This window comes from Synechococcus sp. N5, assembly GCF_900473925.1.
Lineage (GTDB): Bacteria > Cyanobacteriota > Cyanobacteriia > PCC-6307 > Cyanobiaceae > Parasynechococcus.
The window spans coordinates 40,170-63,354 of sequence record NZ_UCNI01000008.1; the positions used below are offsets into that span (position 1 = coordinate 40,170).

Genomic DNA, 23,185 nt, shown 5'->3' on the forward strand with positions numbered 1-23,185 from the left:
ACGCTAAGGGGCCGTCTGCGGCCTTGGATCCTGGCGGTGAATCGGCGGCATCACCGTGAGGATCACCTCAGAGCGCACCGGACGTCCGAGTTCGGCACTGCAGCGGGCATCGATGTGATAGCGCAACCCATCAATCACCCGACTTTCCTGGGGCTGCAGCGGATTGATGTAAACCACGACAAAGGCCGTGCGGCCGAGCTGCTGCACCGTGAAATCCATCATCTGCAGCTGAAGCCCCACCAGCTCCTGCATCAACACCATGCGGGTGCGCTGGAGCACATCCGGGTCAGCAGCACAGCCCGCGGCCTGGGCCATGGCATCCCGCAGCGCCGCCAGCGGTTCGCGCAGCAAGGCCAGGCTCACCGCCAGCACCAGCAGGGCATCGGTGATCGGCGCAAGGACAGACAACGGCGTTGCCAAGAGCAGCGGCGACGCCAGCAAGGCCAGACCCGTGGCCAGGGTGATCACGGCATCGATCCGGGCATTGCGGGCCTCTGTGAGCAGCAGCAGCGACACACGACCCGTGCGGCGCCAATCCCGGCGGTGCCGCCAGGCCAGCAATCCACACAGTGCCGTCAGCAAAGCGGTGTAGAGCGCCACCGGCTCCAGATACAGCGGCGCAATGCTGTTCCCCCGCCACCAATCGATCAAGGTGGAGCAGGAGCTGCCGACGCCAAAGCCGATCACCCCGAGCAGCACCAGGGAGCGAAACAGCACATACAGGGCTTCCTGGCCTTCGTAGCCGTAGGGCCAGGCTCGATCCGGTGGCCGCACCACGTTGCGGCTGATGCGACTGGCAATCAAGGACGACCCCACCAACACAGCGGAATAAAGGCCGTCCAACAGCAGGGCCGAGGATCCGGTGAGCACATGGGCGGAAAACCCAGCCAGGGCCATCACTGCGTTGGCTCCAACACCGAAGCGCAGGGAGCGCTGTTCTATCCGGCGAGCCTCCGCAGGGGTTGTCATGCCGTCACGGTCTGGGGTTGGAGGGCCCGCATCGGCTCCAAGTCCTGCAGGGCACGATCGCGGTAGGCGCCATAGCGCGCTCGCTTGTCGCGAATGCGTTCCGGCAGCTCCGGCAACAAACCGAAGTTGGGGGGCATCGGCTGGAACTTGGCCGTTGGTGCCTCGCTGACGAAATGGGTGAGGGCTCCACTCATGCAGGTGGCCGGCAAATCAATGGGCTCCAGGCCCAGGGCCAGCCGGGCCGCATTGGTGCCGGCCAACCAGCCACCGGCCACAGCGGCGGCATAGCCCTCGGTGCCGGTGATCTGGCCTGCCGCCAGGAGGTTGGGGCGCTGGCGGAACTGCAGGGTGGGCTGCAGCAGCTGCGGCGACTCCAGGAAGGTGTTGCGGTGCATCACCCCGAAGCGCACGAATTCCGCCTGGCCCAGCCCGGGGATCATCTGCAGAACTCGCTTCTGCTCACCCCATTTGAGATTCGTCTGGAAACCCACCAGATTCCAGAGGCGCCCGTCCTTGTCTTCCTGCCGTAGCTGCACCACCGCGTAGGCGCGCTTGGCGCGGCGCACATCGCGATCGTTCACATCGCCCCAACGGGGATCCCAGAGCCCGATCGGCTTCAGGGGGCCATAACGCATGGTGTCTTCACCACGACGCGCCAACTCCTCAATCGGCAGGCAGCCTTCAAAGAAGGTGGCGTCGTTCTTGTCGAAGTCTTTGAGTTCCGCCTGTTCCGCCTCCAGCAGGGCCTGGCGGAACGCCAGGTACTGCTCCTTGTCCATCGGACAGTTGATGTAGTCGGCATCCCCCTTGTCGTAGCGGCTGGCGCGGAAGGCCACCGACAGATCGATGCTGTCCCCATGCACGATCGGACTGGCCGCATCAAAGAAGTGGCAGTCGGAACGGCCGGTGAACTGGCGCAGATCCTCCGCCAACGGTTCACTCGTGAGCGGCCCCGTCGCCAGAACGGTGATCGCATCCTCCGGCGGTAGAGCCTGCTGCTCACGCCGTTCAATCGTGACCAGAGGATGCTTGTCGAAAGCTTCCGTGAGGGCAGCGCTGTAGCGACCGCGATCCACGGCCAAGGCTCCGCCAGCCGGCACGGCATGGGTGTCGGCCGTGCCGATCACCAAAGAGCCAAGCCTGCGCAGTTCCTCCTGCAGCAAACCTGCGGCACGGTCGCTGCTCAGAGCGCCAAAGCTGTTGCTGCACACCAATTCAGCGAAATCACTGCTGTGGTGCGCAGGGGAGCGTCGAATCGGACGCATCTCCACCAGAGTGACCGCAACTCCTGCTCGGGCGATCTGCCAGGCCGCCTCAGTACCGGCCAGACCGGCACCAAGAACGGTGACATGGGGAGATTGAGACAACCGGCTGCATCAAGCAGCCTTCAGCCTACGAAGCTCGCTTGCCTTGATCAGGCGCGGCTGCGCTTGAGCATCAGCTGCAGCTGACCCACAGCCGCACGGCCGATGTTGAAAGCAGCCCAGCTGACGGCGGCCAGGATCGGTGCAACCACCAGGAACAGGCGGGCATCGATACCCAGAACCTGGCCCGTGGTGATCACGCTGAAGGCCGAGTAACCGACGATCACCAGGATGAGGACCAGACCGATGGCAACTCGGACCATTCTTGAAAACGGAAATCTGTGTCGCCGATCTTACGGACTTCTCCGTTGATCCCACGACCTTCCTTGAAAGCTGATCGAATTCGCAGCAATCAGAGGAGTGCGTTCAAGGCCTGATCTGCGCGTGGGATGCCGCCAATTGCGCGTAACGCCGGGCATGGCAGCGCTGTTCATCAATCGCCTCAGGCGACAACTCCCGCTTCACCGCCGCTGGCGCACCCATCACCAGGGTTCCGGGAGGCACATCCCTGGTGACAACAGAACCAGCAGCCACCAGGGCGCCTGCACCGACGGTGACGCCATTGAGAACGATGGCCCCAATGCCCACCAGGCATCCATCCTCGAGCGTGGCGCCGTGGATGACGGCCCTATGCCCCACGGTGACGTCAGCACCGAGGCGAACCGGCTGTCCCGGATCGCCATGGAGCACGGCACCGTCTTGAACATTGCTGCCCGCTCCGATGCTGATCTGCTCGAGATCTCCGCGCGCAACGGCCGTGGGCCAGAGGCTGCTGGCCGCTGCCATCTGCACATCGCCAATCACAACGGCGGATTCAGCAACCCAGGCGTTGGCATCGATCTGGGGATCGGGCCAGGGCTTGGAGCCAGTCATGGCCATGGTTCAGCAGCCACCAGTCTCCCCGGCGACCTGAGTGATAACCTCATTTGGTGCCGAAATGGCATGTCCAAGCGGGCACGGGTCGCTAGCTCAGCGGTAGAGCATCCGGCTTTTAACCGGCTGGTCCTGAGTTCGAATCTCAGGCGACCCATATCCACGATTTGATGTCGTCTCGTGACTCAACCGAGCCGACGGCCGAGCGGCTGTTAGAAAGCCGTGAATCTCTGATCAGGCCAACAGTTCAGATGGCGTATTTCGCATTCTTTGGCGTCACGATTCTTCTGGCTTTGCTGGGTGGTTTGTTTTCCCGAGTGGCCGCAGAACGCTATTGGATGTGATCAGCGGAAGAGGCTTCAGCGAACGTGGCTGAGGTTGATCTCGCCGTTATCGGTGCAGGACTGGCTGGCTGCAGCCTGATTGGCCGGCTCCAGCAGCTGGGATCTGACCTCAACATCGCTTTGATCGAGGCCGGCCGGGGGCCAGGTGGACGCACGGCCACCCGCAGGAGACGCGACCAGAGTGGCTGGCTGCTCAACCATGGAGCACCGGGGTTCAACCTCAGTGAATCCATGCCCTCAGCCATGGATTCACTGCTGAAGCCATTGCGGGCAGCGGGTGTGCTTCAGCGGGACGAGCGAGCTGTGCTTTCGCTCGATGTCGAAGCCGGTTTGTCGCCTGCCACCAGCCCAAACGCCTGTCCAAATGGTGGCTGGTGGCATGGTGTTCCCAGCATGGCCAGCATCTGCGAGGCGCTTCTCGATACGGCTGGCACCGCGCAACTGAGCCGCCAATTCGAAACCCGTGTGCGCTGGTTGGAGCACCGCAAGAACCATTGGCTGCTGGAGAACGAGGATCGAACCTGGAGCCTCAGGGCCAAGCGCCTTGTGCTCAGTGGAACCCTGCTAGCGCATCCACGCTCACTGAAGATGCTGGCCTGGAATGACGTACCCCTGCGCACAGCCGTTGCAGAAGGCGTGGATAACGACCTCGACAAGGCATTGAGCCTGCTGCAACACGGCCAAGCCGAAGTGCGCTGGAACCTGATGGTGGATCTGGGCGTGCTCGCGCTCAACGCTGAGGAGCTGCCCGCTCAGATCTGGTTGGACGACGCCGCCAAGGCGCGCTGGAGGGTGGAACGCCTCGTGCTGCAGCCGCAAAGCGATGGACGCTGGGGGCTTGTGGTGCATGGCTTGGATGCCGGGGAAGCAATCACGCCCGAAAGCCAGGCGCACCTACTGGCTCAGGAGCAACAGCGCCTGGTGGAGCTGTTGCCCGAACTGCTGCAAGCCCTGCCGGTTGTTTCAGCTGCGTTGAACCAGGCGACGCCGTTGGGTGTGATGCGCTGGGGCGCCTCACGGCCCCTCAACAACCCCTTGCCACAAGAACTGCAGTGGTGCCCCACCAGTGCAGTGGGGTTCTGTGGCGACTGGATCGCAGGGACTGGCTTCGGTAGAGCAGAGGGAGCGATCAGCAGCGGCGTCAACCTGGCTGAACAGCTGCACGCTGACCGCTAATCTCTGTGTGCGCCGGGGAGTGGCGCAGTTTGGTAGCGCGCTTGCTTTGGGAGCAAGATGCCGCAGGTTCGAATCCTGTCTCCCCGATGCGATCAAAAGCCAGTCCCCAGCTGGTGTTTAAACCGTCCCGCAAGGGGCGGTTTTTTTATTGCTCTCTCTGCTCAAGCAAGCTGCTTGAACGGGCTTCTCACTACGCGGTGGCGCCAGAAATCCCAAAGTCACCAACCTCGTCCAGGTCGCAGACGTGGACAACGGCCCTATCAACTGACTCAACGCTGACCTGGCCACCCATATCGCGCCAAGGGCCTGAATTGAAATTGCGCCTGTTAAGCCATCCAAGGATTTGTAACAAGCTGAACTCTTTGTCTCAATTCGCCTAGTCAGGACTCATCTTGTTGTCTATTTGTTGGATGAGCGGAGATCAAGAGCATGAAAGGAACTAAGACCAGACTCACCACCGCTCCAGAGGGCTTCGAGTACTACAGGGTTTGCGACCAAGAAGGGGTCTGCCAAGTCGTCAGAGGCATGTGGGCAGCACAGCACCTCACAGAAGACATACGTGAACTGAGCGCTACTAAGACGAAGTATTCAGACGATTGGGTTTAGGACTCAGAACGACAACCCGCTTCCCCCATACAAGGGCGATGGCATACGCCAAAAAAGGGGAGATTGAACAAATCGAAGAGCACTGGCAGCTCTGAAGACCACCGAGGAAAAGCCCTGAACGAATCAACAGGACTTTGATCTTCGTGATGAAGAGATCCTGCTGCCGTCACGCGCCGGAGTTTTTTCTTGCCCATACCAGCAATGAAACCCGCGTCGTTGGTGGCTCAGATGATCTCTTTACGGCCAGCCTTGATCTTGGCTTTGGCAGATACAAGACCAAAAATCAGCAGGATCAGAAGGCCGGCATTCACGCCAACGAAAAACATTGTGTCCATAACTTCAAGATGGCTTTGCTCGTCATAAGGAAAGCGAACAAAACAGCCCATCGGTCAAAAGACTCATTGAGCTCCGAAGAAAGAAGAAATCTTGAGCTGATCTTGGGAAATCTGGCGAGACCAACTACAACTGCCAATCGCCATCGCCATCGCCATCAGTGCAGTCCTTCCCCTGCAACTCTTGCAAACGCGCCAAGAGCTCTGGATCACCAACAATCTGCCGTCGGCATCCGTCTTCACCCATGTAGGTCAGATGCCCATCGGCATCGATGACCAGCGCGGTCATGGGGGTAACTGGAGACGTCTCGTCGATGGCGATGCGCTCCTTCTTCAGATCCACCCAGTCTGCGTCCTCTAAGCGCACAAGCCCAAAGCCATGAACAAACCAGACAGTGGTGGCAGCCACCTGGGCAGCGTTCCTCTATGAAGGGTGCGATGGACTGGCACCTTTCCAAACGCGTGACTGAACAACAAGGCAAAGACAGGGCCTACTGGATTGATGAGATCGCCTTCCTGGAGGCACGCTTGAACGGCAGTCAGGGTGACATCGACAGCGAAGACCGAGCGGCCTGCGAGGAAGCCCTAAAAGCAGCGAAAGCGAACTTGGCTGCCTCTCGGTGAACCCGGGGCTGACGTAGGCCCGAGCCACAACTAGGGTTTGAAGGTGAGAGGGAGACCTCTTCGGGCGTGGTTGCTTGATTTGGTGGGTGGTGTCACGACCTACTGCCTCTCTCACACCTCTTGATCAAGGCTGATTGGTCACAGCTGAACCACGCCCCTCTCCTTGGCATAACTCTTGTAGTGATTGGGAAATTCATCGGCAAGCCGAGCAAGTACATCACTTGAAGAGCCCATTTGCTCGTTCACTTCATCAAAAACCGATGCAAAACAGCTCTCACACCTGATTTCAAGACAAAGCTCATCCCAGCTCGTGCCTTGTTTGTTGAAACTGGCCACAAGCTCTTTAAAGGTCACGAGAAACAGAGTGTTCTATTGCGAACAAGCTTAGAGACAATGACAACAACCAAGTTGATGCCGAATGAAATCAGGATTGGCATAGCCTGATGGCACATGGCTTTGATGAATCAACATTCAAGGGATGAAACGATTGCTGCAGCTGCTTCGGCGATGGACTGGCCAACGGGAGAAACCCCCATTGCATACACCCGAAGAATTGGAGTGTTTTAAAACAGATGCGATCGACAATCGCGGCAAGCACTACTGATGCAGGGGGCAACTGAACTGGCACTACTGGCCCTGGCGTTTGTCGGGCTTCAGCTCTGGTGGCTCAGCAAGGTCTTTTTGAACCGACCCCGGCAGCCAAGGGCACTGGGCAACCCCATGAGGGCGAATTCGCTTCAAAACGAGCGAACTGCCCTGCAAAAGATCTTTGATCAATCCTGAGAACCGCCAAACCTTGGGATCGAACTAGGGACAAACACCGATGCCTGATGCGATCTGAACAATCAGCGTGGTGCATCAGCAACAACAGCCATGGCACTGATTTGTTGTGCGCACTGTGGTCACATGCACTCGAGCCTGAGAGGGGACTGCCCCCAGTGCCATTTACAGAGACGCCTATGGTCTCCCCAGGCGTTGTCAGAAAGGATCAAACCAACGCCGATCAACACCAAGGAGTGACCACCATGGCCTTTGAAGCCCCCCCCCAGCAGAGGGACGTCAGTGCATCAGCTGCGGTGACATCAAACCTCTGAATTTCTTTGGCTTGGATCAACAGGGGTGCCGGAACTGTGAATCAAGTCGACGCCAACAGGGCATCAAACAAAACGCCAATGATTCCGTCGAGGAGGCTTGAATCAAACCGAGCCTCAATGAGCATATGCACCAATGTTCAATTGATATCCATGGGCTATCACATGGGCAGCATTGCAAAGAGGTATCATGGGCAAGGTTCTTTCAGCAGCAAAGTGGTCATTCGAACTACTTGGCCAACGCATCACTGCACTTCGTCTTAAAAAGAGCTTTTCAGAATCAAGGATTTACAGCGACTGGGCTTATGACGAATCACAGATGAAAGAGGCCGATTTTGGCAAGCGTGAGCAGAAATCTCATCTCGAATACGATTGCTGAAGCCACAAGCTGATTCATCAGAACCAAAAACAGCGGCTTAACAGGCATCCAACTAAAGCCTTGAATGGCGAACTGACCAGCCTGAGAGAAAGGTTGGCAATTTGCGTCCAAGTCTCCTAGAACGCTGTTCAGCATCATTGTTGTAATGGCCTTGATTCCCCGCTGGCAGTTCATGACTGACAGCAGCAAAGCCATGGTGAAGCGATCTGCGATCACACTTGTGGTCGTCCTGATTGGATTAACACTGCTGCGCGCAATCTTTCCCTGGATCCTGCTTGGCCTTGCCCTTTATGGTGCTTGGTGCCTGTTGAACCGGAAATGATCGATGAGCGATGACTCAACCCAAGCCAGACGCACGCTCTATCTCTGGGCCCTTGGCCTCAACGTTGTCGCTTGGGGCGGATACCTCGTTCTAACCAAAGTGATGGGTATCGATTTTGAATCGATTCGGCAAGCCAGATTGGCTGGCTAGGACTAACTTTCTTGATCAAAGACTCTGCCCTGAACAATGGCGTTAAACGGTAGAAGACAATTCGTGCAGTAAAACAACGCAAGGCATAAAGGTGCAGATGCACAGCTGACCTGATCCAGCCTCAGCAGACTTGATCCTCAGGGCACCAAGGGTATAAATCGTTCGGTGCAGACAAAAAAACCGCTCCATCCCTGGAGCGGCTCAATAGCCAAGGCAATCCCCATCACCCGGCGATCTGCACCAATCTTTGATGCAATGGAAAAATAATACCCACCAAACACCAGATGTAGTGGACGTCAACACTGACTTAAGACTCTGGCGAACATGCGTGAAGTGGCCAGATAACCCAACAGCACCACTGCATCCAGTGCAAGGGAGCCCGCCTTGAGGAGACACTAAATCTGGAGCAGGAGGTCCAAACCCCTCGGAATTGTGATGCTTCATGCTGAAGACATCCTTAAGGGAGAAGCCATGATTTCTGGCCCATCCTGCCCATTGCGGTTGGGAGTTCTCGATAGTCCCGACTATTGGACTGATGACGCACTGATGTCTGCAGTACGTCCATTGAATCCAGAGGAACTTCACCACCTGGCCGTTGGATCCCAACAACGAAAGAATCAACAACGCGGTGTTCGCACCACCCGTTCATTCAATTCCGGCGGCTGAACGCAGCCAGGAGTTGATGAATCGGCTCGACAAGCTTGTCGACCCAGGTGCCTGAGCGCCGACCAGCAGGCCGCTGCAATGCCGAGGCATGCAGCATTGGCCCATTGGAGCCATACCCCTCAAAGGCAATCAAAGCGTCTTGAGCTCCCTGCAGCTCCTGGTCGATTCGACGGGAGGAGAAGCGACTGTGGGCTCGGTTTCGCGACGTTGACATGACTGGAGCGGTTGCACCTACATCCGGTCTGGCTACGGACCGAGCTGCTTGGCAGCAATTGGTGATGCTTCTTAGGGAGCCGAAGCACCACCCATTTACAAACCGTTACAAGGGGGCTTAATATTTCGCAACCTACTTACGTGCAATGGCTTCTTCAACTCCCAACGACGATTGGTTCCAAAGCGCCGCAGCAGCTCAAATCCGCAGTGAGCGTTTCGAACGGGCAGAGCTCCTCAATGGCCGCGCCGCCATGATCGGCTTTGTGGTGGGCGTGCTGACGGAAGCTCTGACGGGGCACGGGATCGTGAGCCAGATCACCTTTGGCGTGTTCGGCTGCAACTGAATCGATCAGGCCAATGGGGCAGAACGTGCCATTGAAATCACGCGTTCCTCATTCCTCACCCCATTGGCCGTCGCCAAGCTCTGACAGATCCCATTTTTTGGGTTTAAACGCTTGATATTGCAGGCGTTTTGCGATAAAAGGTTATGAATCGGTTATGAAGAGATGAAGACAAGTACCGCCCATTCACGCCTCGAGTCCCTCCAGCTCGCCGCTGAAGAGTGCCTGACCCGCGATGAAGCTCAGAAGATCCTGAGGAAGGCAGACAAGGCCCACGCCAAGCTCGAGTCGTCCGCAGCCCCCTTCCACCGCCCCAAGAACTGACAGGCACCTCAAGCCAGCAGCAGACGAAGAAATAAACACTCTTACTAATCAACTGGAGTGTGCCCATCCACTCCAACCCCCATCAAGTCAACGCGGGATGGCTTGAAGCCTCTGGAACGGATCTCTTCCCCTATCCCATGTCGAGCAGATAGTGCATGACAGCAACCCGATGGGACACAGCAATGCCCTTGGGGGAGTCGGGACCGATCAACGCCTCGGGAACACGATGAATACGCGTGAGAGGTTTGATCTCGTAGGCCGTTCCCTCGGGAGCACCGTTACCGCGACTGCGGTCCCAAATGCCACTGGCGTCACCCTTGTCATGCCCGGCCACCTGCGAGAGGTGCGCATAGAAGTTGGGCCCCATGCGACAGACCACGATGGCCAGACAGGCATCGAAATCGTCAGACGAAAGCACATTGATCCAATCACGGACAGCACTCTCGTCAACCCCGAGAACCATGTCCTCGAGAGCTGTTTCACCCGTCAATTGCGAGCAACGAATGGTGACCGCGTCGTGTTGGCTCACTTTCTGCGGGTGAGATCACCGAAATCATCATCGTTGGGCTGCAGAAATTGCCAAACGACAGGAACGGTGAGGGCGACCGTCAGGCCAATGGTGACCCAGATCGCTGTCGTGTAGTCACCCATGTCATGTCCCCATTTTTGCGGACCTTAACCAGTCCGGGCCGAAGCAGCAGCGAAAACGCCAGTCACACCTGGACACGCCCTCACCACAACCTGGCCATCCTTCACATGGCCGATGCCAAGACACTTCATTCGGGGAACGAGACACCCCGCACACACGGACCAAGACCCCTTTATGAGTCCAGCGCACCTCATCATGGGATAATTAAGCAATCCTTAAGGGCTGCCGGATGGGTCACATCGCTAAGCAGCTCAGCGCGCAGGAGATCAAGCAGGGCTACGCCTTGCTCAACCTGATGGAACATCTCGACCGCGAGATGGATCTGCTCAATCAGCAGCGCATCCGCGTTGGGCCAACAACCCAGGAAGGACAGCGACTCACCCAGATCAAGCAGAGCCATCTGCGCAAACTGCAGAGCTGCATCAGCGAACTGAACACCAGTGGCTTTAACGACTGGTTGCTGCACCAACAGCCTGCCTGACCTTTGAATGGGGCTGAGCCATCCCGGGTGAGACAACCCCTTGCCGCTTCCGGTCATTTACCACCCGCATTACTCCGCGCCGCTGCCGAGCACCCATCGCTTTCCGATGGCGAAATTCCGGCTGCTATATCAACTCCTGCTGGAGCAGGGAGTCGTTCAGGCCGACGAGGTGCATCGGCCCTTGAGCATCGCCCGCAGAGATCTGGAAAGCATCCATCCCCGCGAATATCACGAAGCCTTCAGCCGTGATCACCTGACCCGACCGGAGCAACGTCGCATCGGGCTTCCGGCCACGCGGCCTTTGGTGCAGCGCACCTGGCTTGCCGTGGGCGGCACCCTGTTGACGGCACGACTAGCTCTCCAGCGGGGCTTGGCCTCTCATCTGGCGGGCGGGACCCACCACGCCCACCCCGGCTTCGGGAGTGGCTTCTGCATCTTCAACGACTGTGCTGTCGCCGCTCGGGTGTTGCTGGGAACAGGGGAGGTGCGGCGAATTCTGATCGTGGATCTCGATGTGCATCAAGGGGATGGTTCAGCGGCCTGCTTTCAAGACGACCCCAGGGTGACCACCCTTTCGGTGCACGCCGCCAGCAATTTCCCCTTGCGCAAAGTGGACGGGGATATCGACATCCCCCTCGCCGACGGCACCAACGACGACGACTATCTCGCTGCCATTGCCGACCGGTTGCCCGATGCCTTGGACACCATCGCCCCGGACTTGGTGCTCTACAACGCGGGCGTCGACCCCCATCGCGATGATCGGCTCGGCCGCCTCGCCCTCAGCGATGCGGGATTAAACATGCGCGATCGACTCGTGCTCGATGCCTGTCTTCGCCGCAGTATTCCAACGGCAACGGTGATCGGCGGGGGCTACGACGCCCTCGCTCCCCTGGTGCAGCGCCACGCCATCGTGGTGCGTGCTGCTGCCGAGCAGGCTCGCTTGTTCAACCTTCCATGACTGAGGGAATCTCGGGGGCCATCACTGAGCCCATCACTGGGGCCATCCCCCCTTGGAGACCTCTGCTGCGCGCGGCCATGCAGCGGGAGGGACGCTCCGTTGCCGCCCGCTGGGTGCAACTGGCCACAACAGGACGCGATGGCGCACCCCGGGTGCGAACCCTCGTGTTCCGCGGCTGGGCCGGTGCAGACCAGCTCGAACTGTTCAGCGATCAGCGCAGCGAGAAGGTGACGGAACTCGCCAACGATGGAGCCGCTGAACTGTGCTGGTTGTTCCCCAAAGCTCGCCAGCAGTACCGCCTGCGGGGAAAGGTGACGTTGATCACAGCCACCGAACAACCTGAGCTCTGCCAGCAGCGCTGGCAAAAGCTCTCCGACACAGGACGAGCCGTCTGGGGCTGGCCCACCCCGGCGGATCCGCTGGACTCCACCGCGGCCTTCCCCGATCAACTGGCTGAAACTTCACCGCTACCTGAGCATTTTGTGGTGCTGAGGCTGCAGGTGATCAGCGTTGAGCGGCTCAACCTCGGCCCCCATCCCCATCAACGCACGCGTTGGAACGCGGACACGCTCTGGCAAGAGCAACCGCTGAACCCCTGATCACCACCATCGCTCAACGCGACCAACCGACGGACGGCCCGGTTCACTGGGCACCGTCACCACCGACAGCCGCTGCAGGTCTCGGCGGTAATCAAAGCGGCAGAAGCCAACGCCCGTTCCGGAACAGGCCGAAAGGCTCTCGAGCGCCACAGAGGCCCAGCGCCGTTCCTGAGGCGTTGGCTTTTTTTCAGGCGCGGGACGCCAGCCATCGGCAATCAGGTGGCGATTCGCCTCGAGGATGGTTTGCCTGGCGCTGAGCTGCGGCTCAGGTCTGGCCAAGGCAGACCCGCCCACCAACCAGGGCAGCAACAGCGACAAGACAACACAACGGGCCATGGAGAGGCTCATCCCTCTCTGACCTAGCCATGGATCGAGGCGCTGGCCACAGGGTCAGCCTGCGGTGAGCTGAGCGAGGGGCTGGATGCTGATGGCGATCACCACACTCACCACAACGCCAACGGCGGCTTTCCAGAGATCCGTGCCGATGACCTTGGCCAGACTTCCCCCCTCCCGGTTGGTGAACGGCAGATCTGATGTGTGTTGCTTGATCCGCAAGGCCAACTCACGGCCGCCGATCAGCCCCAGAAACACCCAAGTGGTGCTGAGGGGGAAGCTGGAGAGGAAGGCCTCGTAGAGCAGACAAAGACCGAACAACAGATCAATCAGCGTGGCCGAACGCAAATCGGAGCTATTGGTCTTGGTGCGGAGCACGGCCTGGATCGGCCCTCCCCCGGTGGCCACCAGAACACAGAGGCCCACGCAGAGCACCAGCGTGCAGATGAGCATCGGAACGAGGTCCAACTGGCGCGGCAGGAACACAAAAATATTGGCCAGGTCCTGCACCAGCCACATGCACCAGAGAAAGCCGGTGGAGAACCACTGCAGGCCGTACCAGACCTTGCTGGGGTCTTTGCCTTCCTGGGAACGACAGAACACCCAGCGCTCCAGCGACCACAACCCCAGGCCATAGGCCGCCAGACCCACGCCGAAGGCGAGGCCATACCCCGTCAGCGAGCTGCTGAGCAGTGTGCCGATGTTGGCCGGCATGAACGATGACAACACCAGAAACGAGGTGCTCACCGGTGCTCCCCACTGGGTCAAGGCCACAACAGCGAGCGGTGGAATCACATAGACCCAGGTGAACGGCTCGGGCCAAGGAAACTCCTTGCCAGGCACACTGAGGCGCCCCCAGGTGGGATCACCGTTGTTAAGGAACCAGCCCAACAGCAGCACTCCACAGGTGACCGTGCAGATGAACAGCATCTGCACGGGCTTCGGCGTGCGTTTCCGGTTGGAGGAGAGATAAGTACCGAGGGTCTGGAGCGAATCGTTCGCCACCACGGAATAGGCCGCCAGCAGGAATCCGACGAGCATCCAGATGCTGACGTCCATGAATCCGATCAAGCCGATGGTTTGACTTCCTCGTAAAGAGCTCTAGGAGGAACGTCGGTGCTCCAGGCCACTCAGACGTGTCGTGATCAAGGAATTTTGTGTGGTCGACGGTGATGCACCACCGGAGCGATTCGACCACGAACGTACGTTGAAGGACGGATCGGTATTTAGGGATACACACCCAAATCTCTTAAGAACGAACGGATTTGACCTCAACACCAGCCGAAGCCAAATCGCAGTTCCCGTCGGGCATCGCTCGGCCCGGCTTCCAAGCCCAATAGCGGCTTGGCCCACGCATGATGAGCCGAAAAGAACGAGATTGCAGGGATGTCGGCAAAGATTTTTCGACATTCACAAATTCCGTTCGAGACCGAATTTGGGACAGCTGCACGTCAAGGCTGTCGCATCAGTTCACCACCTTCAGGCTGCGAATCCCAGTGGCCTTGACCCAACTGGCGAGCGCATCGATATCAGACCGCTCGGGAATGCAGATGCAACCCGTGCCGGGGTAACAGCGGTGGATGCCCAGAGCACTTCGGGTGGTGTCGAAGCGAGGGGTCAGGTCAAACCAGAGATCATTCCCCCACGGTTCCGGACGCCCCAGGCTGTACTCACCAGCGGGCAAAGGGGCTGCATTGCCGGGGCTCCAGCGACGATCAGCACTCTGACGCCGGGCCACACCACTGGCTGCTGGCCAGCTGGCCAGCAGACGCGGGCCGCGATGCAGTTCAACCTTCCAGATGCGGTTGCCGTCCGGGAACAGCTTGGCCGTACGACGGGTGCTGAGCTGCAGTGGGCCGCCCTGCAGCAGCGCTGTTGTAGGCCCCTGTTGCCCAGGGAGATCAGCGGCCGTTGCAGCGACGCAGCTCCCCAGCAACACAGGCACCAGAAGGGCGTGGCGCAGCATCAGGATCGTCATGAACGGTGCAGCCACTTTGGGGCTGCCACGATGACCTGCAGCAGACCAAGCCTTGGTAGACGTTCTCGATCTGTTTCCCCGCTCCATCCTTCGGGGCACCCTTCCGGATCCTCTACTCCAACAGCTAACTGCGCTGAGCGAAAGCGTTCTCGCCCATCCCGAGTCCAGCCCCGATGCATCAGCGAAGCTGGCGGGTCAACTGCGTCAGCAGCGCGAACTGAGACCTGATCAACCCGGCGTGCAGGAGCTCAGCAAAACCACCTGCTGCCGGCCTGTGATCGCTGGATCCGCCATGTGATGGACCGTCAGCCTCCCCAGGGTCGCGGCCCCTGGATTCCCGGTCGCTACCGCCTGCAGATGATTGATCTCTGGCTCAATTGCCAGACCGCCAGTGATTACAACCCCACCCACACCCATGGCGGCAGCTTCTCCGGAGTGATCTTTCTGAAGGTCCCACCGCAGATCAACGCCAACAGTTTTGATGGCCAACTCTGCTTCCACGGCCCGGAATACTGGCACATTCAGTCGTTCCGCACCGGCATGGCGCACTACGTGCTGCCGGTGCCCGGTGAGTTCTATGTGTTCCAGGCCTGGCAACCCCATTCAGTGATGCCCTTCCGCGGGGACGGGGAACGCTGGTCGCTGGCATTCAATGTGGTGGCGGCCCCGGGTGTTCCGCCCACAGCAATGCAGCAGCCCACCCCCCAGCAACAACCCCTGGGGAACGTCTCGCTCTCGAGTCAGCGACCCACGGCCAAAGGATTCTGAGGAGAACTGTCAGAGTCGTCCGATTGCATCTGTTCAGGATTCATGGGTGACTCCGCGCCGCTCCAGCAGGCCAAAGCGATCGCAGTGGCGCTGGAGCAGTTGGCCGACCAGCTGCGCCCTGAGGTGATTCGTGCAGCACGACTGGATGACGATGGGCGCCGCGACCTCGACCGGATCGAATACGCCCTCGGGACCATCGGGAAGGCCTTGATCCTGACGGACTACTCCATCGACGAAGAGAAGGACATTGACAAACTCAAGGCCTTCCGCGAGTCGCAGAAGGGAATGGGCTGAATTCAGATGCTGCTCCAGCGCAGCACCCGGTGCTGAACGGCTCCATCTGGCGTCAGATCGAGCAGCAGCCGGGCATAGCCACCCCAGCTTTCGTCCTGGCAAAGGTCCCCCGTCACCAGCATCAGATCGGGGTTCAAGGCCCCACCAAGGCGGAGAGCTCGCTCGAAGTGAGCCAGGGCAGGCCGGCCGCGCACCAGCCCCTGATCAGCCGCCACCAGGTGTGGATCACTGAGGTGAAGGATCCTCATCGCTCTCCGGAATGGACTGCCAGCCGGTGCTCCAGCGGGTTGGATCCTTGAGCTCACTCCAGAGCACCCGCTCGCGATGCGACGGTGCCAGTACAGCCGCCAACTCAACCCACCGCAGCGGACCACGGCCGCCTTGCGTGATCAGCTCGAAATGGCGGTAACCGGCCACCGGGCGCTGGCTGGTCCAGGCCCGGGCAGGACGCCAGGCCATCAGCTGGCGACGAACACCTGACTCACGGTGCTTTCAATCACGTGCCCCGAAGCCGCGATCATTTCAGTGTTGTCGTCGATGAATTGTTCCATCACCCCGGGAGCGGCTTGCATCACCGCGCAGACCTTGCTGGGGTCGTCCTTGCTGACACCTCGGTAGAGCGAGGTGATGCCAGCGATTTTCTGAAGCGGCAGGGATGCGTCATAGGTGGCGACCCATTCGGCAAATGACTTGGTGATGGTGAAGGTGAGGACGTGGGTTTCCATCGACCAGAACAACAGCGTCGGCGGACGCTATCACCAACGTTCATCGTCCTCATCGGCGACCGTTGGGATCCGACGAGGGGCCTGATCCTGAGGACGAGACAGCACTCTCATTAAGGCCTACTCTTGAGAATGAGCGAGGAGAAGCTGTGACATCGTCATCTGCCCCTGCCGCAACGGACATCACCCTGCAACAGGGGCTGCATCAGGACGGCCGCCGTCTGACCCCGCAGCGCAAACGGGTTCTTGAATTGTTCGAACGCTGTGGGTCCGGCTGCCACCTCAGTGCCGAAGAGGTGCACCAGCAGCTGGCGGCACTCGAGATGAAGGTGTCTTTAGCAACGGTGTATCGCACCCTGCGCCTGCTGGCCGACATGGGTCTGCTCCAGGAACTGGAGCTGAGTGAAGGGGGGCGACGCTTCGAGCTTGCCGTTGACGATCACCGCCAACATCACCATGTGGTGTGCATCCGCTGCGGCCGCACCGAGGAGTTCGAAAGTGAAACCGTGCTGGCAGCAGGAGCTGCTGCCGCCGCCCATGTTGGTTTTCAGTTGATTGAATCGAGCCTGAACGTGCGTGCGATCTGCCCCAAATGTCAGGGATAGATCGCAACCCATGAATCATTGAGCGCGAAATTCCTTGTCGTAGAGATCAGCCACCAGAAGCTCAATCAGCTCGACGGACACAAGTTCCTTTTCGCGTCTCAAGGTGTTCAGCAAAATCTGAACCTGGCGGTGATGCATCAATGACACTTCACCCATCTCCAACCATCGGGCACTGAGCAGGGTTTGAAGACGTTGGCGTGGCGACGATGGTGACATCAGATGCGCCCTGTTGCGCACACTGAAGCCAGCAGCACAGCCTCTGAAAAGGCGTGAGCAACAGAAGTCTTCCGAAGCTTTTGTGAAGCAGACGCGCAGGCTGCTTACTGAGGATGCTCGTTGCAGGGCATCCAGTAGCGATCGCCCATGCGATGCACACCCTCACAACCCAATTGGCGCGCCTGTTCCTCCGCCTCTTCGCGACTGGGATAAGCCAGATAGCGGGGATTGGTGGTGGAGCGGATCTGAATCAAGCCCATGCTCATCGGGCCGGCGGTGATCACCCCCATGGTGTTGACACCAACCGCCACCAATCCCATCCCGACGATGGCGGCATTGATCACGCCCATCGCCACCACACCAATCGAAACCACACCCATCGGCACCACACCGATGCAGATCACCCCCATCGGCACGATGCCGATGGAGATGGTGCCGAGGGGAGCCACGCCGATCGCGATCCGCTTCGGCTTGCTGCCGCAATGCCCGCCTTCAGTCATGAATCAGTGAGCCCCGTGATGACCTGCATCACCGTGCTTGTCGCAGACCATCCACATCTCACCCATTTGGTGAGCACCGGTGCAGCCAAAACCTGGGGCCGCCGCCTCAGCTTCAGCCTGCGTTTTGAACATCGCCTGCTTGGGCTTGCCGTGGGATCCGGCCATGGCCGTTGTTGCCGTGAGCATCAACGCGGCGACAGCAAAACAGATGCGTTGCAACGGAATGGCCTCTTCACACATCCACCCACTATGCCCATAACGCGCCGATCAGCCCTGAAGTGCGCCGCCGCAACTTGAGCCGGCACCAGCGGTGCAGCCAAAACAATGCGGGGCCGTGTGGATGGGCTGATCCAGAGAAACGGCCTCAAGCTGGATCAGATCACGAAGGTGACGCACCTCACCGGGGCAGGGCAGGCCGAGCTGCTGATTGAAATCACAGTCGTAGAGATGGCCCTGCCAATCCACACTGATCAGCTGACGGCACATCACAGCTCCCAGATTGTCCGGGTTGTGCGCATCCTCAAGAAGGGTCTGATAAGGCTGCAAATCTCCACTGCGTTCCAGTTGCTTGGCGAAACGTTGGATGGGCATGTTCGCCAACGTGAGCAGACGATCGAAACGGATTCCCAACCCGCCCAAGACCTTCTTGTAATCCGCCTCCAAGGCTTGCTGGGGAGGAGGCAGCACCGGACCCAGCGGGTTGTAGACGAGATCCAACTGCCGGTTTGGATCACCCGTTCCATAGCCCAGGGCATTGAGCTGGCGCAGTCCGCTGATACTGCGCTCAAACACGCCATCGCCCCTCTGTTGGTCAACGTTCTCGGCGCTGTAACAGGGCAGGGAGGCGGTGATGCAAACGCCCTGCTCCGCCAGGAATTCAGCCAGATCGTCCTGGCCGGGTTCGCTGAGGATCGTGAGATTGCAGCGGTCAACCACGGTGGTGCCGCGTAAACGTGCCTGGCGCACCAACGCGCGAAAACCCGGGTGCAACTCCGGTGCTCCCCCCGTGAGATCGAGGCAGGAAATGGAATGCCGTTCAAGGATCTGCGGAATCAACGCCAGCAGATCCGTACTCATCATCTCGGTGCGGGTGGGCCCTGCATTGACATGGCAGTGGGCACAACTCTGGTTGCAGCGGTAGCCGAGGTTGACCTGCAACGTTGTGAGCTGTCCGCGCTTCAGGGGCGGGAAAACGGTCTCAACAACAGCCACCGGCTCCACGCGGATGAGGCTGATTCTTCCAGACAGAACGTGTCCTGGCGAAAGAAACGGATGCTCCCGCTGCTGCGCAGCTGATCAACCCACCCGGCGACGCTCAGAAAGCTGACGGAACCAGGCGATGTACTGCTCCGGGCCATCGGGAATGAGCGTGTCAATCCGCAGGGGATCCTCCGGATCGGTGATGCCTCGCAAAGTCCCATCGGCATGGCTAGGGCGATCCACCTCTCCATGGCTGCTGTCAACAAGGACAACGCGATTGGATCGACCGCACCAGGCACCGAGGTCCTGCAGCAGGTTGAGGAAACCGCGATCACTCCCACCCCGTAACCAGCCCGTGCCATCAGCCGATGCCGTGGATGTGACCGTGTCTCCAACACCCACCAGCAACGGCATCCGTTCCGCGGGGATGCGCTGCTGCACCAACGCCAAAAGCGCTTCGGGATCGTGGGGAGCCGTTCGCACATTGAACGTCTCACCCAAGGGAGATTCACCCCAACGGAACTGGATGTGCTGATTGAGCAGCACCAGAAGGCCGGCCTCCTTGATGGAGCCGGTGAGCATGAATTGAATGTCCGTAGTTCCCACATCACCTGCAGCAGCGGGCTTGATCCGTTCCTGACCTTGCGCATCACGGCCCAGATTGGGAGCCACATGCAGGAAAAACGATTCCTCCAGGCCCTGGCCTGCAGCCTCAGCAAGCAACTGATGCATCAGCTCCGAGAGCATCGTCTGCAGGGCCTGCTGAGTGCTGACATCAGCGGGGACAAGTTCAAAAATTCCGTTGAGATTGATGGTGGGTGACACCTGGGTGTCCAACACCGCGGCTTTGGCCACCTCGGCCAGATCATCCACACCCAGCTGCGGCAGCAGGCCGGGCAATCGCTCCATCAATAGAGCTTCCATTCGGGTGGGGGCTGCAGCGAGGAACGCCATTTCCGCCGGCGAGACCCCGGGGTGGCTCAAGTCGCCAAAGCGATCCTGCAGCTGCACCCCTCCAGCCGCCAGGCCTGGCAGATAACGGCCCTCATTTCTAGGGAGATCAGAATTTCCCAGGGCCTGCTCCACGAGGCGGTTCACCCCGCGCCGCCCTTCGTGCTCGCCGTTGGTCAACACAGCGAATTGACCATCCAGAGCGGCGACCGCATCCACATAGGACGGGTCCATGCGCCGCGTCAGTGGATCCTTCACAAGTTGCATGCAGACGCCGTCCAGGTCCTGCACGATCAGCAGATCCTCAGCACCAGTGAGTTCCTGCAGCAACTGGTCGGGCGTCAAACGGGGCATGGAGGTTCAGGGGAGGTCGCTGCAGCCGACGGAACAGCGGTGCACTTTTATCGCGCAACTGATTAGTGCCAAACCCGTAAGAAGTCCAGTGGGGGAAGGCAGTCAGAAGCACGGATAACAAGCGAAACACCACAGCCAAGCCATCCGGCCAGCGAACATGACGTCCTTGATGCTCCTGCCATGCACCCCACCTGGACAGAACAGTGGTGGCCGATCAGTTATGTGCAGGACCTCGACCCCAATCAGCCGAGCCGGTTCACACTGCTGGAACGGGATCTGGTGATCTGGTGGGATCGCGCCGCATCGAGCTGGCGGGTCTTCCCGGATGTCTGCCCCCATCGTTTGGTGCCCCTCAGCGAAGGGCGGATCAACGAGGAAGGGCTACTTGAATGCCCTTATCACGGCTGGAGTTTCGACGGCGGCGGCCAGTGCCAGCGCGTGCCGCAGGCTCTCGAGAACACCCAGCCCAACAACCGTCGATCCCGCTGCGCCAGCCTTCCCACAGCCACGGGGCAAGGGCTGCTGTTCGTCTGGATGGGGGCCCCCGATGCCGCAGACCCCAGTCAGCTCCCCCTGGTGCCAGCCCTGGAGGAGAACCCCGACAGCTGGACGGTGCAGGACACCTTCCGGGATCTGCCGATGGATGCAGTAACCCTGCTGGAGAACGTGCTGGATGTGAGCCACGTTCCCTTCACCCACCACAAGACCGTCGGCAAACGGGAGAACGCCGCGCCGGTGGAAGCTTCCATCACGGGGGAAGACGCCAGCGGCTTCACGGCCCACTGGGAGGAGGGGCCGCGTCGGGGCAAACTCGGCGCCCAATCCACCACCTTTCATGCCCCGCAGCTGATGTGGCATGACCTCGCCGCCAAGGGCTTCGGGCGAATTCTCACGGTGGTCTACGCCGTTCCGATTCGCCGCGGCAAGTGCCGCCTCTTCGCCCGCTTCCCCTTCCAGTTCCAATCCGCCGTCCCCCGGCTGCTGATCGGATTAAGGCCCCGCTGGTTGCAACACATCGGCAATCACAAGGTGCTGGAAGACGATCAGGTGTTCCTGCACTGGCAGGAGCGGGTGCTGGAGCGAGCCGGCGGCAGCCCCGCCGTGGAACGCAGTTTTTTCATGCCCACAACGGCAGACGTCTACGTGGCGGCTCTGCATCGCTGGTTGAACGCCAACGGCGGCGAGCCCTTTGCAGGACAACCCCTACCTCCACGGCAAAGCACCACGGCGCTGATGGATCGATACAACAGCCACACCATCCATTGCCGCAGCTGCTCGTCGGCGCTGAAGCGGATTCGTGCGGCACGCCCCTGGGCTTGGGCCCTGCTCTGGGGATCCGCCGTGCTTGCGGGCATCCAGGAGGGCAGCGGCTGGAGCAGCACCGGCTTGGTCACTGCCGCACTGTCGGCCCTGGCACTGCGACAACTCAACCGCTGGGAGCAGGGGCTGACCATTGGCAGCGGCGCAGCCCCCCGCAACCGCTGATCAGAGCCCCGGAACAGGAAGCAAGGTCGGCTTCACCTTGCCCTGGATGTCGACCTTGCCGCCGATGGTGACTTTGTTGTCGACAGACACGTCTGCCCGTACAGCCAATGGATCATCCGCTGTAACGGACACAGCTCCTTCAACCGCCAGAGGGGCATTTCCACTGATGGTCACCGGGCCTTCGATCGCGAGGGGCGCAGCGCCACCAAGGTGACCTGCTCCTGCACCATGACCGGCAAGGGGGTAATGGAGCGGATGGTGACACTGGGCGGAAGCACCAACTTGTCAACCTGCAATCCGCCCTTAATCGCGATGGGGATGGGCCGACTCAACAGCTTGGCGGCCGTGACCGCCAGAACCAGGCTGGACAACACAACCGCTGCAGGCCAGCGATACGCCATCAGCAGATCACAGCTGGTCACAGGCCTCTGGGTAATGGTTTGAGCGCATACAGCGTGTTTGACCCGGTCCTGCCCGTGATGACGACCGCCCAGCCCGATCAGGCCGCTATCGACCAGATGTTTTTGCGTGCACGCCGAAGCAAAAGATTGACATGTCACCTGTCCACCACAACGGGATCCCCATCAATGCATCCAACAAGGCATCCAAATTGCGGGCAACATGACATCAAACCCAACCAGAGCTTGCGCCACGCAACGTCACTGGTTCATTCCAATGGATAGCATGGAGAAAGTTAATAGTCAGCGATGACGCTTTATCTCTACGGCGGCCCGAAGACCCGTGTTTCAATGCCGAAATGGTACTTAGCAGAAAAAGGAATTTCATACGAATACGTCAACATTGACCTGGCAGCTCGTCAAAACCTTGCAGAGTGCTACCTGGAGGTCAATCCTTTCGGCAAACTGCCTGCCCTTAAAGACGACAGCAATGGTTTGATGCTGTTTGAGTCGGGCGCCATTCTTCAGTATTTGTCTGAGAATTACGCCAACGAAGTCCATGACGCCGCAACACGAGCCTCGATCAGCCAGTGGATTCTTTTCGCCAACTCCACACTGGCAATTGCTTTGTTCGTTCCCTCCAATAAGGAGCGGGAGTTCCCCAGGCTGATGGCAACTCTGAATGACATCTACGCCAAGAAACAGTTTCTGGTGGGGGATTGCTGGACCGCAGCAGACTGCGCAGTCAATGCATACCTCGGCTATCTCCCCATTTTCTATCCCAACGAAGACCTCACCGCTTATCCCGAAATCCAGGCTGTCAATGAGCGAACACGATCCAACCCGAATTACAGAACAATCATGGGCCTTTGAATCATTCAATTGCCGTTGAATTTTCACGTCTTTCTTTCATTTGATTT

The 23,185-nt window shown here is 59.5% G+C and carries 35 protein-coding genes, 2 tRNA genes and 1 pseudogene; 14 read left to right on the forward strand and 24 right to left on the reverse strand.

From position 1 onward, the window contains the following. Positions 1–3: 3 nt before the first annotated feature. The 4 genes from DXY03_RS09325 to DXY03_RS09340 all read right to left on the reverse strand — a co-directional run bounded on the left by DXY03_RS09325 (position 4) and on the right by DXY03_RS09340 (position 3,212). A complete protein-coding gene (locus DXY03_RS09325) occupies positions 4–969 on the reverse strand; it encodes a cation transporter (RefSeq protein WP_115010172.1) in 966 nt (321 codons plus the stop codon). After that, positions 966–2,336 carry an FADH(2)-oxidizing methylenetetrahydrofolate--tRNA-(uracil(54)-C(5))-methyltransferase TrmFO gene (gene trmFO, locus DXY03_RS09330; protein WP_115010173.1) on the reverse strand — a complete coding sequence of 457 codons (1,371 nt, stop codon included), beginning with the start codon at positions 2,334–2,336 and terminating at the stop codon, positions 966–968. Before trmFO ends, DXY03_RS09325 begins: the two co-directional genes overlap by 4 nt. Positions 2,337–2,383: 47 nt before the next feature. Continuing rightward, positions 2,384–2,506 carry a photosystem II protein Y gene (locus DXY03_RS12350; protein WP_025362202.1) on the reverse strand — a complete coding sequence of 41 codons (123 nt, stop codon included), beginning with the start codon at positions 2,504–2,506 and terminating at the stop codon, positions 2,384–2,386. A gap of 193 nt (positions 2,507–2,699) precedes the next feature. Continuing rightward, positions 2,700–3,212: a gamma carbonic anhydrase family protein gene (locus DXY03_RS09340; protein WP_115010174.1), complete on the reverse strand. Its 513-nt coding sequence runs from the start codon at positions 3,210–3,212 to the stop codon at positions 2,700–2,702. 79 nt (positions 3,213–3,291) lie between these two features. Here DXY03_RS09340 and DXY03_RS09345 point away from each other — a divergent pair. The 3 genes from DXY03_RS09345 to DXY03_RS09355 all read left to right on the forward strand — a co-directional run bounded on the left by DXY03_RS09345 (position 3,292) and on the right by DXY03_RS09355 (position 4,813). Continuing rightward, positions 3,292–3,363 (forward strand) — tRNA-Lys (locus DXY03_RS09345). A 211-nt stretch (positions 3,364–3,574) separates the two neighbouring features. Then, complete coding sequence (locus DXY03_RS09350) at positions 3,575–4,726, forward strand: NAD(P)-binding protein (RefSeq protein ID WP_115010175.1); 1,152 nt, start codon at positions 3,575–3,577, stop codon at positions 4,724–4,726. 13 nt (positions 4,727–4,739) lie between these two features. Beyond that, positions 4,740–4,813, forward strand: a tRNA-Pro gene (locus tag DXY03_RS09355). A 743-nt stretch (positions 4,814–5,556) separates the two neighbouring features. On the opposite strand, the gene DXY03_RS12360 is transcribed toward DXY03_RS09355, so the two are convergent. After that, on the reverse strand, positions 5,557–5,718 hold the full coding sequence (locus DXY03_RS12360) for a hypothetical protein (RefSeq protein ID WP_170950951.1): 162 nt from the start codon (positions 5,716–5,718) through the stop codon (positions 5,557–5,559). A 73-nt stretch (positions 5,719–5,791) separates the two neighbouring features. Next, positions 5,792–6,073, reverse strand: coding sequence for a hypothetical protein (locus tag DXY03_RS09365; protein WP_244272386.1), 282 nt, complete (start codon positions 6,071–6,073; stop codon positions 5,792–5,794). A gap of 53 nt (positions 6,074–6,126) precedes the next feature. On the opposite strand from DXY03_RS09365, the gene DXY03_RS09370 reads away from it, so the two are divergent. Further along, the gene (locus DXY03_RS09370; RefSeq protein WP_244272388.1) at positions 6,127–6,288 is read left to right on the forward strand and encodes a hypothetical protein; all 162 of its coding nucleotides are present in this window, start codon (positions 6,127–6,129) and stop codon (positions 6,286–6,288) included. Positions 6,289–6,426: 138 nt separating this feature from the next. Here the strand turns inward: DXY03_RS09370 and DXY03_RS09375 are convergent, their stop codons facing one another. The 3 genes from DXY03_RS09375 to DXY03_RS09390 all read right to left on the reverse strand — a co-directional run bounded on the left by DXY03_RS09375 (position 6,427) and on the right by DXY03_RS09390 (position 9,110). Continuing rightward, on the reverse strand, positions 6,427–6,642 hold the full coding sequence (locus DXY03_RS09375; protein WP_115010177.1) for a hypothetical protein: 216 nt from the start codon (positions 6,640–6,642) through the stop codon (positions 6,427–6,429). A gap of 1,050 nt (positions 6,643–7,692) precedes the next feature. Continuing rightward, entirely contained in the window at positions 7,693–7,953 is a 261-nt protein-coding gene (locus tag DXY03_RS12490) for a hypothetical protein (RefSeq protein ID WP_206749730.1), read from the reverse strand. A 926-nt stretch (positions 7,954–8,879) separates the two neighbouring features. Next, complete coding sequence (locus DXY03_RS09390) at positions 8,880–9,110, reverse strand: hypothetical protein (RefSeq protein WP_115010180.1); 231 nt, start codon at positions 9,108–9,110, stop codon at positions 8,880–8,882. Positions 9,111–9,255: 145 nt separating this feature from the next. Between DXY03_RS09390 and DXY03_RS09395 the strand changes: the two genes are divergently transcribed. Together DXY03_RS09395 and DXY03_RS12370 are read left to right on the forward strand one after the other, a co-directional pair. Next, the gene (locus DXY03_RS09395) at positions 9,256–9,453 is read left to right on the forward strand and encodes a chlorophyll a/b-binding protein (RefSeq protein ID WP_115010181.1); all 198 of its coding nucleotides are present in this window, start codon (positions 9,256–9,258) and stop codon (positions 9,451–9,453) included. 162 nt (positions 9,454–9,615) lie between these two features. Continuing rightward, entirely contained in the window at positions 9,616–9,774 is a 159-nt protein-coding gene (locus tag DXY03_RS12370; protein ID WP_170950551.1) for a hypothetical protein, read from the forward strand. A 130-nt stretch (positions 9,775–9,904) separates the two neighbouring features. Here the strand turns inward: DXY03_RS12370 and DXY03_RS09400 are convergent, their stop codons facing one another. Then, positions 9,905–10,303, reverse strand: a complete 399-nt coding sequence (locus tag DXY03_RS09400; protein ID WP_115010182.1) for a hypothetical protein — start codon at positions 10,301–10,303, stop codon at positions 9,905–9,907. Then, on the reverse strand, positions 10,300–10,425 hold the full coding sequence (locus DXY03_RS12775) for a hypothetical protein (RefSeq protein ID WP_006850800.1): 126 nt from the start codon (positions 10,423–10,425) through the stop codon (positions 10,300–10,302). Before DXY03_RS12775 ends, DXY03_RS09400 begins: the two co-directional genes overlap by 4 nt. Before the next feature lie 227 nt (positions 10,426–10,652). On the opposite strand from DXY03_RS12775, the gene DXY03_RS09405 reads away from it, so the two are divergent. Genes DXY03_RS09405 through DXY03_RS09415 form a run of 3 tightly spaced genes read left to right on the forward strand, consistent with a single transcriptional unit; the run spans position 10,653 to position 12,461 of the window. Continuing rightward, the gene (locus DXY03_RS09405) at positions 10,653–10,904 is read left to right on the forward strand and encodes a hypothetical protein (RefSeq protein WP_115010183.1); all 252 of its coding nucleotides are present in this window, start codon (positions 10,653–10,655) and stop codon (positions 10,902–10,904) included. 40 nt (positions 10,905–10,944) lie between these two features. Next, positions 10,945–11,862, forward strand: coding sequence for a histone deacetylase (locus DXY03_RS09410; RefSeq protein WP_115010184.1), 918 nt, complete (start codon positions 10,945–10,947; stop codon positions 11,860–11,862). After that, positions 11,859–12,461 (forward strand): pyridoxamine 5'-phosphate oxidase family protein, encoded by a 603-nt coding sequence (locus DXY03_RS09415; protein WP_115010185.1) that lies wholly within the window; start codon positions 11,859–11,861, stop codon positions 12,459–12,461. Before DXY03_RS09410 ends, DXY03_RS09415 begins: the two co-directional genes overlap by 4 nt. Here DXY03_RS09415 and DXY03_RS09420 read toward each other — a convergent pair whose 3' ends face one another. The 3 genes from DXY03_RS09420 to DXY03_RS09430 all read right to left on the reverse strand — a co-directional run bounded on the left by DXY03_RS09420 (position 12,462) and on the right by DXY03_RS09430 (position 14,772). After that, complete coding sequence (locus DXY03_RS09420) at positions 12,462–12,809, reverse strand: hypothetical protein (RefSeq protein WP_244272392.1); 348 nt, start codon at positions 12,807–12,809, stop codon at positions 12,462–12,464. A 42-nt stretch (positions 12,810–12,851) separates the two neighbouring features. Then, positions 12,852–13,853, reverse strand: coding sequence for a hypothetical protein (locus DXY03_RS09425; protein ID WP_244272393.1), 1,002 nt, complete (start codon positions 13,851–13,853; stop codon positions 12,852–12,854). A 406-nt stretch (positions 13,854–14,259) separates the two neighbouring features. Then, the gene (locus tag DXY03_RS09430; protein WP_244272394.1) at positions 14,260–14,772 is read right to left on the reverse strand and encodes a hypothetical protein; all 513 of its coding nucleotides are present in this window, start codon (positions 14,770–14,772) and stop codon (positions 14,260–14,262) included. A 52-nt stretch (positions 14,773–14,824) separates the two neighbouring features. Between DXY03_RS09430 and DXY03_RS09435 the strand changes: the two are divergent. Together DXY03_RS09435 and DXY03_RS09440 are read left to right on the forward strand one after the other, a co-directional pair. Further along, positions 14,825–15,540: pseudogene (locus tag DXY03_RS09435) on the forward strand (putative 2OG-Fe(II) oxygenase). Between the two features lie 42 nt (positions 15,541–15,582). Then, entirely contained in the window at positions 15,583–15,834 is a 252-nt protein-coding gene (locus tag DXY03_RS09440; RefSeq protein ID WP_115010187.1) for a hypothetical protein, read from the forward strand. Between the two features lie 2 nt (positions 15,835–15,836). Here DXY03_RS09440 and DXY03_RS09445 read toward each other — a convergent pair whose 3' ends face one another. From DXY03_RS09445 to DXY03_RS09455, 3 genes are read right to left on the reverse strand one after another with little or no spacing between them, the layout of a single operon-like run. Then, complete coding sequence (locus DXY03_RS09445) at positions 15,837–16,082, reverse strand: metallophosphoesterase (protein WP_244272396.1); 246 nt, start codon at positions 16,080–16,082, stop codon at positions 15,837–15,839. Then, complete coding sequence (locus tag DXY03_RS09450) at positions 16,060–16,293, reverse strand: TIGR02450 family Trp-rich protein (protein WP_115010188.1); 234 nt, start codon at positions 16,291–16,293, stop codon at positions 16,060–16,062. The genes DXY03_RS09445 and DXY03_RS09450 overlap by 23 nt, the downstream gene beginning before the upstream one ends. Further along, complete coding sequence (locus DXY03_RS09455) at positions 16,293–16,559, reverse strand: DUF3764 family protein (protein ID WP_115010241.1); 267 nt, start codon at positions 16,557–16,559, stop codon at positions 16,293–16,295. The genes DXY03_RS09450 and DXY03_RS09455 overlap by 1 nt, the downstream gene beginning before the upstream one ends. A gap of 146 nt (positions 16,560–16,705) precedes the next feature. Between DXY03_RS09455 and DXY03_RS09460 the strand changes: the two genes are divergently transcribed. Then, entirely contained in the window at positions 16,706–17,161 is a 456-nt protein-coding gene (locus DXY03_RS09460) for a Fur family transcriptional regulator (RefSeq protein ID WP_011364730.1), read from the forward strand. 15 nt (positions 17,162–17,176) lie between these two features. Here the strand turns inward: DXY03_RS09460 and DXY03_RS09465 are convergent, their stop codons facing one another. The 5 genes from DXY03_RS09465 to stpA form a co-directional block, all read right to left on the reverse strand. Then, positions 17,177–17,377 carry a hypothetical protein gene (locus tag DXY03_RS09465; protein WP_115010189.1) on the reverse strand — a complete coding sequence of 67 codons (201 nt, stop codon included), beginning with the start codon at positions 17,375–17,377 and terminating at the stop codon, positions 17,177–17,179. 104 nt (positions 17,378–17,481) lie between these two features. Next, positions 17,482–17,877, reverse strand: a complete 396-nt coding sequence (locus tag DXY03_RS09470; protein WP_045172888.1) for a GLTT repeat protein — start codon at positions 17,875–17,877, stop codon at positions 17,482–17,484. Between the two features lie 3 nt (positions 17,878–17,880). Then, positions 17,881–18,117, reverse strand: coding sequence for a DUF3721 domain-containing protein (locus DXY03_RS09475; protein WP_115010190.1), 237 nt, complete (start codon positions 18,115–18,117; stop codon positions 17,881–17,883). 27 nt (positions 18,118–18,144) lie between these two features. Beyond that, positions 18,145–19,098 carry an arsenosugar biosynthesis radical SAM (seleno)protein ArsS gene (arsS, locus tag DXY03_RS09480; protein WP_115010191.1) on the reverse strand — a complete coding sequence of 318 codons (954 nt, stop codon included), beginning with the start codon at positions 19,096–19,098 and terminating at the stop codon, positions 18,145–18,147. Between the two features lie 75 nt (positions 19,099–19,173). Continuing rightward, complete coding sequence (gene stpA, locus DXY03_RS09485; RefSeq protein WP_115010192.1) at positions 19,174–20,382, reverse strand: glucosylglycerol 3-phosphatase; 1,209 nt, start codon at positions 20,380–20,382, stop codon at positions 19,174–19,176. A gap of 180 nt (positions 20,383–20,562) precedes the next feature. Between stpA and DXY03_RS09490 the strand changes: the two genes are divergently transcribed. Then, entirely contained in the window at positions 20,563–21,867 is a 1,305-nt protein-coding gene (locus DXY03_RS09490) for a Rieske 2Fe-2S domain-containing protein (RefSeq protein WP_115010193.1), read from the forward strand. Here DXY03_RS09490 and DXY03_RS12645 read toward each other — a convergent pair whose 3' ends face one another. Both DXY03_RS12645 and DXY03_RS12650 read right to left on the reverse strand, forming a co-directional pair. Next, positions 21,868–22,041 carry a hypothetical protein gene (locus DXY03_RS12645; RefSeq protein WP_244272397.1) on the reverse strand — a complete coding sequence of 58 codons (174 nt, stop codon included), beginning with the start codon at positions 22,039–22,041 and terminating at the stop codon, positions 21,868–21,870. It lies immediately after the preceding gene. Then, on the reverse strand, positions 22,038–22,289 hold the full coding sequence (locus tag DXY03_RS12650; protein ID WP_244272399.1) for a hypothetical protein: 252 nt from the start codon (positions 22,287–22,289) through the stop codon (positions 22,038–22,040). Before DXY03_RS12650 ends, DXY03_RS12645 begins: the two co-directional genes overlap by 4 nt. A 285-nt stretch (positions 22,290–22,574) precedes the next feature. Here DXY03_RS12650 and DXY03_RS09500 point away from each other — a divergent pair, with 285 nt between their 5' ends. After that, complete coding sequence (locus DXY03_RS09500; RefSeq protein WP_115010194.1) at positions 22,575–23,138, forward strand: glutathione S-transferase family protein; 564 nt, start codon at positions 22,575–22,577, stop codon at positions 23,136–23,138. The last annotated feature ends 47 nt before the right edge of the window (positions 23,139–23,185 follow it).